This window comes from Pseudohaemophilus parahaemolyticus, assembly GCF_938021905.1.
In the GTDB taxonomy this organism is placed as follows: Bacteria; Pseudomonadota; Gammaproteobacteria; order Enterobacterales; family Pasteurellaceae; genus Haemophilus_A; species Haemophilus_A parahaemolyticus_B.
The window spans coordinates 1-11,143 of record NZ_CALIFA010000008.1; the positions used below are offsets into that span (position 1 = coordinate 1).

Annotated in this window: 7 protein-coding genes and 1 pseudogene; 6 read left to right on the plus strand and 2 right to left on the minus strand. The window is 41.5% G+C overall.

Going from position 1 to position 11,143, the window contains the following annotated elements; genetic code table 11:
* Nucleotides 1-473 precede the first annotated feature (473 nt).
* Nucleotides 474-736: pseudogene (locus QMF79_RS00410) on the plus strand (transposase); the annotation flags it as partial.
* An 83-nt stretch (nt 737-819) separates the two neighbouring features.
* On the opposite strand, the gene asnS reads toward QMF79_RS00410, so the two are convergent.
* Nucleotides 820-2,223, minus strand: a complete 1,404-nt coding sequence (asnS, locus tag QMF79_RS00415; protein ID WP_276784840.1) for an asparagine--tRNA ligase — start codon at nt 2,221-2,223, stop codon at nt 820-822.
* 193 nt (nt 2,224-2,416) lie between these two features.
* Here asnS and QMF79_RS00420 point away from each other — a divergent pair, with 193 nt between their 5' ends.
* The 5 genes from QMF79_RS00420 (at nt 2,417) to holA (ending at nt 10,019) form a co-directional block, all read left to right on the plus strand.
* Complete coding sequence (locus QMF79_RS00420) at nt 2,417-3,799, plus strand: chloride channel protein (RefSeq protein WP_281772321.1); 1,383 nt, start codon at nt 2,417-2,419, stop codon at nt 3,797-3,799.
* A 244-nt stretch (nt 3,800-4,043) separates the two neighbouring features.
* A complete protein-coding gene (gene sbcB, locus QMF79_RS00425) occupies nt 4,044-5,588 on the plus strand; it encodes an exodeoxyribonuclease I (protein ID WP_281772322.1) in 1,545 nt (514 codons plus the stop codon).
* 130 nt (nt 5,589-5,718) lie between these two features.
* Entirely contained in the window at nt 5,719-8,304 is a 2,586-nt protein-coding gene (gene leuS / locus QMF79_RS00430; protein ID WP_281772323.1) for a leucine--tRNA ligase, read from the plus strand.
* 100 nt (nt 8,305-8,404) lie between these two features.
* Entirely contained in the window at nt 8,405-8,911 is a 507-nt protein-coding gene (lptE, locus tag QMF79_RS00435; protein WP_281772324.1) for an LPS assembly lipoprotein LptE, read from the plus strand.
* An 85-nt stretch (nt 8,912-8,996) separates the two neighbouring features.
* The gene (gene holA, locus QMF79_RS00440) at nt 8,997-10,019 is read left to right on the plus strand and encodes a DNA polymerase III subunit delta (RefSeq protein ID WP_281772325.1); all 1,023 of its coding nucleotides are present in this window, start codon (nt 8,997-8,999) and stop codon (nt 10,017-10,019) included.
* Between the two features lie 58 nt (nt 10,020-10,077).
* On the opposite strand, the gene odhB is transcribed toward holA, so the two are convergent.
* Nucleotides 10,078-11,143, minus strand: a 1,066-nt coding sequence (gene odhB / locus QMF79_RS00445; RefSeq protein ID WP_281772326.1) for a 2-oxoglutarate dehydrogenase complex dihydrolipoyllysine-residue succinyltransferase, incomplete at its 5' end; no start/stop codon positions are given.

Below are 11,143 nucleotides of genomic sequence, written 5' to 3' on the forward strand. Positions count from 1 at the left end.
ACACATTGAAGGCTACAGTTTTGATGGGATGGAAAAAAAATTAGTGCTTGAAATTGAAACGAAGGAAGGTTTTCATATTGAGAAAGAAGAGGTAAATAGAGCTTATCAGGGGGATTAAATTAAGTAGTTGTTGAAAACGGGTTGGATATTCAGCCTGTTTGTCTGAATAAATATGAGTGGTTAAAAAATGAGTTTCTGAAAAAATTGGAGGGTTTCGGAAATGAGATAAATTTGAGGTGTGTAAGTGTTTGATTTATAAGGTAGAATTTTGTTAAGAGAAACAATATATATTTTGAATTAAAGAAGGATAGTGATATATTAGGTCGGCAATGTAGACAAGATTGTTATTTATGGATACTAGCTAGGGTAGTAATAAAATAGATTAGTATTATATTTAGTAATATATAAATAGGTGTGTTTGTACATTATACTTATATATCAATTGGATATGCTGTTAAATCTAATCCAGCTAGTATCAGATGATAGACTATCAAAACATACTCATGGAGAATGGTATTCAACAGAGTATGTCAAGGAAGGGAAATTGTTTAGATAACAGTGCGATGGAACGCTGCTTTGGACGATTAACGGAATGTTATTACGGTAAATGATTTGAGACGTTAGAACAACTGGAAAAAACAATCCACGAGTACATTCATTATTACAACCATAAGTGCATTCAGGGAAAACTAAAAGGACAGAGCCCTGTGAATGCAGAACTCAGTCCTTGAACTAAATAAGTCTAACTTTTGGGGGCAGATTAAATTTCCGCCGTTTCCTTTTTAAATATGATTCTTTATCGCTTGTTAATAAGAAAAATTAGAAGTTCGCATTACGCGGAGCTCGTGGGAATGGGATTACTTCACGAATGTTCTGTAAGCCCGTTACATACACGATCAAACGCTCGAAACCTAAACCAAAGCCAGAGTGTGGCACGGTACCGTATTTGCGAAGATCGCGGTACCACCAGTAGTCTTCAGGGTTTAAGCCCATTTCAACCATACGTTTATCTAACACGTCTAAACGCTCTTCACGTTGTGAACCACCGATGATTTCACCAATTCCTGGTGCTAATACGTCCATTGCTGCCACAGTTTTGCCATCATCATTTAAACGCATATAGAATGCTTTGATGTCTTTTGGATAGTTTTTCACTACTACTGGCGATTTGAAGTATTCTTCTGCTAAGAAACGTTCGTGTTCAGAAGAGAGATCGATACCCCAAGACACTGGGAATTCAAACTCTTTGCCTGATTTTAATAAGATCTCGATTGCATCGGTGTAATCTACTTGTGCAAATGGCGAAGCGATGAAGTTCTCAAGGCGGGTGATCACATCTTTGTCGATATGTTTTGCGAAGAATGCCATATCGTCAGGGCGTTCTGCTAATACTGCTTTGAATACATATTTCAACATATCTTCCGCTAATTTTGCGTTGTCCGCTAAAGTAGCGAATGCAAATTCAGGTTCAACCATCCAGAATTCCGCTAAGTGGCGGGTTGTGTTTGAGTTTTCAGCACGGAAAGTTGGGCCAAATGTATAAACTTTACTCAATGCACAAGCGTAAGTTTCGCCGTTTAACTGACCTGATACGGTTAAGAAAGACTCTTTACCGAAGAAATCTTGGCTAAAATCTACTTTGCCTTCTTCTGTACGTGGTAGGTTTTCTAAATCAAGGGTTGAAACGCGGAACATTTCACCTGCACCTTCTGTATCAGAAGCGGTGATAAGCGGGGTTGCCACCCAGTAGAAACCTTGTTCGTGGAAGAAGCGGTGAATCGCTTGTGCCAAGCAGTGACGAACACGTGCCACTGCACCGATTAAGTTTGTGCGTGGGCGAAGATGAGCCACTTCGCGTAAGTATTCGATAGAGTGGCGTTTTGCTGCCATTGGGTAAGTGTCTGGATCTTCAACCCAACCAACCACTTCAACATTGGTTGCTTGTAATTCAACTGCTTGCCCTTCAGCTGGTGATTCCACAATTTTACCTGTCACAATCACAGAACAACCTGCAGTTAAGCGTAACACTTCATCTTGATAATTTGGTAAATCGTTATTGATGATTGCTTGGATTGGATCGAAACAAGAACCGTCATATACGGCTAAGAATGATAAACCTGCTTTTGAATCGCGACGGGTACGCACCCAACCGCGCACAGAAACTTCTTCTCCTACGGCAACTTTGCCTGAAAGAATTTCTGAAATTGATGGAAATTTAGACATTGAATACCTCAAAATTATTTTGATCAATTTTTAATAAAAAATCGTTGCCTATTTTACAAGAAATTCCGCAATGAATGGGGGATTTTTTACATTTTCTTACAAAAATGCTAGAAATTTGATCGAATTAAATAGAAAATTTCGCTATTCGTTTTATGTTAAAGCCTAAATTCTTCTCGTTATGGTAGTCACGAATATGATGACCCAGTATCTAAAATCCCTTATCACAAAATTTCGGCGAGGATTGCATAAAAAACTTCGCCAAACGAATCGCATTTCACGTAAAAGCATTGAATTTGCTTGTCTGCTTATCGGAGCGAGTTTTGTTTCGCTTTCGGCACTGGGTTTTGCCAAATTAGCTGAACTTGGTTTGCATTGGAATAGCATTTGGACAGCAAAATATCCGCTAGCGGTTTGGTTTATTTTACCGCTTGGAATGGCGTTACTCGCATGGTTTACCGCAAAATATACACCTTATGTATCGGGCAGCGGTATTCCGCAAGTGATTGCTTCAATGAGCCTGCCACACGGTTCGCTTAAAAGTCGATTGGTGACTTTGGGACAGACGATTTGGAAAATTCCACTCACTTTTTTGGCGATGTTAATTGGTGCATCGGTAGGGCGTGAAGGTCCTTCAGTGCAAGTAGGGGCCGCTGTCATGTTAGCTTGGGGGAATTTTTGTCATAAGCACGGCTACGCATTCAAAGGTTTAATGGCAAACGAGCTGATGGCTGCGGGTGCGGGCGGTGGTTTAGCGGCGGCATTTAATGCACCACTTGCAGGCGTGATTTTTGCGATTGAAGAATTAGGGAGAGGAATGGTGCTCCGTTGGGGCAGACGTGTTGTACTTGGTGTGCTGGCGTCGGGCTTTATTTCGGTGGCGATTGAAGGCAATAACCCCTATTTCCCGCAATATCAAGGGGCTACAACTGTGCCTAAAATGATTTTATGGGTTGCATTGTGTGGTGTCATTTGTGGCATTTTAGGAGGATTATTCGCCCGCTTGTTGGCAAAAGGCACGGCAGGCGTTTCGCCTGCTAAAATTCGTGGTTGGGTTCGTCGCCATCCTATTTATATGGCGTCAATTTTAGGCTTGGTATTGGCAGGGCTTGGCAGTTACACCAACGGGCAAACCTATGGCACAGGCTATGAGGTCGTGAGCAGAGCATTAAGTGGCGAAACTATCGGACCACAAGCAGTTGGAATTGCAAAACTTTTTGCAACGCTAACAACTTATTGGACAGGCATTGCAGGAGGGATTTTTACACCATCTTTAACTGTTGGTGCAGGCATTGGGGCGGAAATTGCAACACTTACAGGTGGGCTAGTCGATCAGCGTTTGTTGGTGTTGCTCTGTATGGCTGCTTTTCTTGCAGGCGGAACGCAATCCCCAATTACCGCCAGTGTCGTTGTGATGGAAATGACAGGAAGTCAGCCTGTATTGTTTTGGGTGCTGGTCGGTAGCCTCATTGCTTCAATGGTCTCTCGTTATTTCTGCCCGAAACCGTTCTATCACTTCGCCGCAGGACGTTTCCGCCAACGCGTGCAAGAAGAGGCGAAAGAACAAAAAGATGGTTGATAAAACAATCACTTATTGCAAGTTTAAAAATTTTTTTACATTTTTTGAAAAAATAGTGAACTTTATAAAAATGACTTAGTCACATAAATTGCTAACTGATTGAAATTATCAGCAAAGTTTTTTTCATTTTCTTAATAAGACCTCCGCCCGTTTTCGATTTTTGATTACGGGCTTTTTTTTGCGTATTTCATCGTGATTTCAATATGTTACAATAATGCCAATTATTTTAAGCAAGTTACATTCTATGAACAAAAAACAAACCTTCTTTTTCTACGATTACGAGAGTTTTGGCGTTAATCCTGCCTCGGATCGTCCCGCCCAATTTGCAGGTATTCGCACCGATAGCGATTTCAACATCATTGGCGAACCTGTCATGTTCTATTGCAAACAAACACCTGATTATCTGCCAGCCCCTGAAGCAGTTATGGTAACGGGGATTTTGCCTCAACAATGCAATGCAGAGGGTTTGTCAGAGCCTGAATTTTCTGCAAAAATTCACGCTGAATTTAGCCAGCCTAATACTTGTGTGATGGGGTATAACAATATCCGTTATGATGATGAAATGACACGTTATACCTTCTTTCGTAATTTTTTTGATCCTTACGAATACAGCTATAAAAACGGCAATTCGCGTTGGGATTTGTTAGATGTGGTACGAGTGTGCTATGCGTTACGTCCAGATGGCATCAATTGGGTTACTGATGAAGAGGGGATTCCTAATTTTAAATTGGAAAATCTTACCAAAGCGAATGGGATTGAGCACGAGAATGCCCATGACGCGATGGCGGATGTGTATGCAACTATCGCAATGACGAAATTACTTAAAGAGAAACAACCTAAATTGTTCAATTATTTCTTTGAACATCGTGGCAAAAAAGAAGTGGAAAGTTTGATAGATACGGGCGAAATGACACCGCTTGTACACGTATCAGGTATGCTTGGTAATTATCGTGGTAATACTGCGTGGGTAGTGCCGATTGAGTGGCATCCAACTAATAAAAATGCCGTTATTGTGTGCGATTTATCGGGCGATATTCAAGGCTTGCTCAATGATGATCCACAAGCACTCAAAACTCGTCTTTACACCAAGCGTGAAAATTTAGCCGACAACGAATTGCCCGTGCCGTTGAAATTAGTGCATATCAACAAATGCCCGATTTTAGCTCCTGCAAAAGTACTTTTACCTGAAAATGCCGAACGTTTAGGCATCGATCGTGAACTTTGCTTACAAAATTTAAAAGCGTTAAAACAGCATAAAAGTTTATTACGCCAAAAAGTGAGCGAAATTTTTAGCGATGAACGCACTTTTGCACCAAGTGAGAATGTGGAAACCACGCTTTATGATGGTTTTTTCTCGCCTGCAGATAAAAATAATATGGCAATTTTACGTACACTTAAGCCTGAAGAGTTAGCACATCACGGTTTGAAATTTGCCGATCCGCGTGTGGAACAATTGTTATTCCATTATCGTGCTCGCCATTATCCTGAAACCTTAGTCCGAGCAGATCAGGTTAAATGGCAGAAATATTGTAATCAGCAGATTGATGCCAAAGCGGAACAGTTCGCCCAATCAATCGAAACGTTATCTCAAACTTATCACGATGACCCAGAAAAACTGCAATGGCTTGAGCAACTGATGGCTTATGCTGAAGAAATTTCAGAAGCGAAACCTGTTTATGCACAGAGAGAAACTACGCAACCGCATTTGGTGGATGATTTAAATAAAGTTGCAGAGCAGACGATGAGTAAGGAAGAGAAATTGAAGCAACTTAAGGCGTTGATTAAGTAGTTTAGTTTTGACGCATTGGTGAATCCTATTTTGAAACAAATCTTATACGGAAAATTACCAATTTAAAAACCTACGTTTTTACGGTAGAATCACGACAATTTTTTGTAATTTTAAGTAAAGGTTAAAGTTTATGCAACAGCAATATAATCCAAGTGAAATTGAACCGAAGGTTCAACAATACTGGGCAGAAAATAAAGTTTTCAAAGCGATCAAAGACGAATCAAAAGAGAAATATTACTGTCTTTCTATGTTCCCGTATCCGTCTGGTCGTCTGCATATGGGACACGTTCGTAACTACACTATCGGCGATGTGGTTTCACGCTATCAACGTATGCTGGGTAAAAACGTGTTGCAACCCTTTGGTTGGGATGCATTTGGTTTACCTGCTGAAGGGGCGGCAATTAAAAACAAAACCGCACCAGCAAAATGGACTTACGAAAACATCGCCTATATGAAGAAACAACTTCAACTTTTAGGCTTTGGTTTTGACTGGGATCGCGAAATTGCGACTTGCAAACCCGATTACTACAAATGGGAACAATGGTTCTTCACCGAGTTATACAAAAAAGGTTTAGTCTATAAAAAAACCTCCACCGTAAACTGGTGTCCGAACGATGAAACTGTGCTTGCGAACGAGCAAGTTCACGAAGGTTGCTGCTGGCGTTGTGATACCCCAGTGGAACAAAAAGAGATTCCACAATGGTTCATTAAAATCACCGATTATGCCGAGCAATTATTAGGCGGTTTAGACAACCTTCCACAATGGCCAGATATGGTGAAAACTATGCAACGCAATTGGATAGGTCGTTCTGAAGGGGTCGAAATCACCTTTGACGTAGCGGATACCAATGAAAAAGTGGCGGTTTACACGACTCGCCCAGACACATTCTACGGCGTGAGCTATTTAGGCATTGCAGCTGCTCACCCATTGGCAAGCCTTGCAGCAGAGAATAATCCAGAACTTGCGGCTTTCATTCAAGAAGCGAAAAATGCCAAAGTAGCAGAAGCTGATCTCGCGACCATGGAGAAAAAAGGAATGGCAACAGGCTTGTTCGCTATTCATCCATTAACGGGTGAAAAATTGCCAATTTGGGTAGCGAACTTTGTATTAATGCATTACGGTACAGGTGCGGTAATGGCGGTGCCAGCGCATGATCAACGTGACTACGAATTTGCCAATAAATATGGTTTGCAAATCAAACAAGTAATTGCACCGCTTGCAGGTCAAGAAATTAATCTCGCTAAAGAAGCCTTCACTGAGCACGGCACATTGATTAACTCTGCAGAATTTGACGGCAGAGATTTCGATGGTGCATTCAACGGCATTGCGGACAAACTTGAACAATTAGGCGTGGGTAAACGACAAGTTAATTACCGTCTGCGTGACTGGGGCGTTTCTCGCCAACGTTATTGGGGTGCACCAATTCCAATGCTAACCCTTGAAAATGGCGATGTAGTACCTGCACCAATGGAAGATTTACCGATTATTCTGCCTGAAGATGTAGTGATGGACGGTGTGAAAAGCCCAATTAAGGCGGATCCAAACTGGGCGAAGACCACCTTCAACGGTGCATCGGCATTAAAAGAAACGGATACCTTCGATACCTTTATGGAGTCCTCTTGGTATTACGCACGTTATACGTCACCAAAATTTGCCGAAGCAATGCTAGACAAAGATGAAGCGAATTACTGGTTACCGGTGGATCAATACATTGGTGGTATTGAACACGCGACGATGCACTTACTCTACTTCCGTTTCTTCCACAAACTTTTGCGTGATGCAGGCTTTGTGACCAGCGATGAGCCAGCCACCAAATTATTGTGCCAAGGTATGGTGCTTGCAGATGCATTTTACTACACCAGTCCAACCAACGAGCGTATTTGGGTAAGTCCAACGCAAGTGACGCTTGAGCGTGATGAGAAAGGTCGTATCATTAAAGCGACTGATCCTGAAGGACGTGAACTAGTTCACACAGGTATGACTAAAATGTCGAAATCGAAAAACAACGGTATCGACCCACAAGAAATGGTGGAAAAATACGGTGCGGACACCGTTCGCTTGTTTATGATGTTTGCATCGCCTGCGGAAATGACCCTTGAATGGCAAGAGTCTGGTGTGGAAGGCGCAAAACGCTTCTTAGGCCGTGTGTGGAATTTGGTGTATCAATACCAACAAAATCCAGCAAAAACGGCTTTAGATATGACCGCACTTTCTGCAGATCAAAAAGTCCTTCGCCGTGAAGTACACAAAACCATCGTGAAAGTGAGCGATGACATTGGTCGCCGCCAAACTTTCAACACGGCAATCGCGGCTGTGATGGAATTGATGAACAAACTCACCAAAGCACCATTAGAAAGCGAACAAGATCGTGCCGTGATGGCAGAAGCATTAAGTGCCGTAGTGCGTATGCTTTACCCAATCACTCCGCACATCTGTTTTGAATTGTGGCAAGCACTTGGTAATGAAACAGCGATCGACACTGCAGAATGGGTAAAAGCCGATGAGTCTGCAATGGTGGAAGATGAAAAACTTATTGTGGTGCAAGTAAATGGTAAAGTGCGTGGTAAAGTCACTGTGGAAGCAGATGCGGATGAAGAAACCGTAAAAACTATCGCTTTTGCTGATGAAAACGTGAAGAAATTTACCGACGGCCAACAAATCGTCAAAGTAATTTATGTGGCAGGTAAATTGTTGAATGTGGTGGTGAAACCATAATTCTGTAAGGTCTATGAACCGTAAGGTTCACGCATGTAGTGATTTGATTGCGTGCGTGGATTGTACTAATCCATATACCCTACAAAAAAGGTAACTTTATATGATTAAATTAATCAAAACATTACTGCTTGTGGCAACAATAGCAACGCTTTCCGCTTGTGGTTGGCATTTCAAAAACAATGAAGTTCTTCCTCAAGAACTTCGTATATTAGCCTTTGAAAGTGCTGATGAGCATAGCGATATTTCACGCACACTTCGCCAACAGCTTCAATTAAATGATGTTACTTTGGTAAAAGGGCAAGCAAATATTGCTAAATTACGTTTAGTCAATGCCTCAACTAGCAGCAAGGTAGTTTCAGTATTTAAACAAGCACGTGAAGCTGAAAAATTATTAAGCTTAACCGTTCAAGTGATTATTGACGTGCCAAATAAAGGTGCTTATCTTTTAGAAGTTTCTGTGCATCGCACCTTCTTTGATGACTCTCGTGCGGCATTGGCAAAATCTGCTGAACAAGAGATGATTATGCGAGATATGTATCAACAAGCTTCTCGCCAATTGATTATCAAAATGGCGGGGCTGCATAAAGAGCTTAATCAACAAAAATAAAAGTAGGGTGGGCTTTTGCCCACCATTTTATTATCTGGTGGGTTGAACGCCTACCCTACAGAAAGATAGACTAGATTTAACGCTTATGCTAAAACTTTTCCCAGAAGCACTTTCTCAGCAACTCTCTAAAAACCTCTCTCCGTTCTATCTGCTTACAGGTAGCGATTTACTCCTGCTTAATGAAAGTAAAGATCTGATTATTCACACCGCTCGCACACAAGGTTTTGATGAAAAGACCGATATTACCGTGGGAAATGACACCAAATGGGATGAAATTTTTGAAATGGCACAATCAATGGGGCTGTTTTTTAATCGTCAAATCATCATCCTCAACTTGCCTGAAAATCTGACTGCTGTGATTGCTAAACAGCTAGAAACCCTTAGCCAGCTTGCTCATAGTGATTTATTACTGATTTTCAGCTTACCTAAATTTAGTAAAGCGGTCGAAAAACAGGCGTGGTTTACCAAAATTGAGTCACAATTAGTGCAAGTGAATTGCCAAACACCAGAAATAGGAAAGCTACTTAATTGGTTAGCTGCTCGTGCGAAAATGATGGATTTGCAGATTGAATCTGAAGCGGCACAACTTCTTTGCTATAGCTATGAAGGCAATTTACTTGCCCTTAAACAGATTCTTCAACTGCTCCAACTGCGTTTTACCGACGGGAAAATTACGCTAAACCGAGTGAAAGAAGTAGTAGAACTTTCTGCTCAATTTACCCCATTCCAATGGGTTGATGCTTTACTTGAAGGTAAAACAAGCCGTGCGGTTCACATTCTACAACATCTACAAAATGAAGAAGTGCAGCCTGTCGTATTGTTGCGTATTATTCAAAAAGAGCTGTTTACCCTGTTAGAAATTACATGTTCGCCCATGCCTGTGTTGCTTAATCAACCATTATTTACAGGTAATCTACGTACTGAATTTGACCGCTTGAAAATCTGGCAAAACCGCCGAGCTTTTTATATTCAAGCCTGCCAGCGATTTACCTACGAAAAATTATATAGACTAATTCAAGACTTAGCTCAGCTTGAAAAAGCTGTGAAGCAAGAATTTAATGATGATGTGTGGATGGAGCTAGAAAGGTTTTCTTTGGGCTTTAAATAGGTATAGCAAATAAAATAGGGCGAATTCCTATTCGCCCTATTTCCTTTCAATTAAGCTATTAGATTTCTAACAACAAACGTGTTGGATCTTCTAATAAATCTTTCACAGTAACTAAGAACCCTACAGACTCTTTGCCATCAATTAAACGGTGGTCGTAAGAGAGGGCTAAGTACATCATTGGGCGGATAACCACTTGGCCATCAACGGCTACTGGGCGATCTTTGATGGCGTGCATACCCAAAATTGCACTTTGCGGCGGGTTGATGATTGGAGTTGACATCAATGAGCCAAACACTCCGCCGTTGGTGATGGTGAAGTTACCGCCAGTTAAGTCTTCTACGGTTAATTTTCCATCACGTCCTTTTATTGCTAACTCTTTAATCGTTTTTTCAATGTCTGCCATTGAGAGTTTATCGCAATTACGGAGCACTGGGGTAACTAATCCCCGCGGGGTGGAAACTGCAATACTGATGTCGAAGTAATTATGATAAACCACATCATCACCATCAATAGATGCATTAATTTCTGGATAACGTTTTAATGCTTCCACTACTGCTTTGATGTAGAACGACATAAAGCCTAAACGTACGCCGTGTTGTTTTTCAAATTTATCGCCGTATTGTTTGCGTAAATTCATAATCGGTTGCATATCTACTTCGTTGAAGGTGGTGAGCATTGCCGTACTGTTTTTCGCTTCAAGTAAGCGTTCTGCGATACGTTTACGTAAGCGAGTCATCGGCACACGTTTTTCGCTACGTGCAGAATAAGCGACAGTGCTCACGGTGTTTTGTTCGGTAGCAATATTCGCTTTGGCTTGTTGAGCTTCACGTTTGGCAAGGTAAGCGTTGATATCTTCTCGAGTCAAACGACCGCCCACGCCTGTGCCTTGCACTTGGTTCGCTTCAATGCCGTGTTCTGCTAGTAAACGACGGATGGCAGGGCCTTGAGAATCTGCATCTGAATGGTCGTTCTCAATGGCTGATTTTTGGCGATCAGCTGGGGTTGGTTCAACATCGTTATTTGCAACATTTTGGATAAAATCGCCCGCTTGTGCGGTGTTGATTTTGCCTAAAAGTTGAGAAGACACTACGGTTGCGCCTGTTGCTTGAGTGATTTCAGCAAGC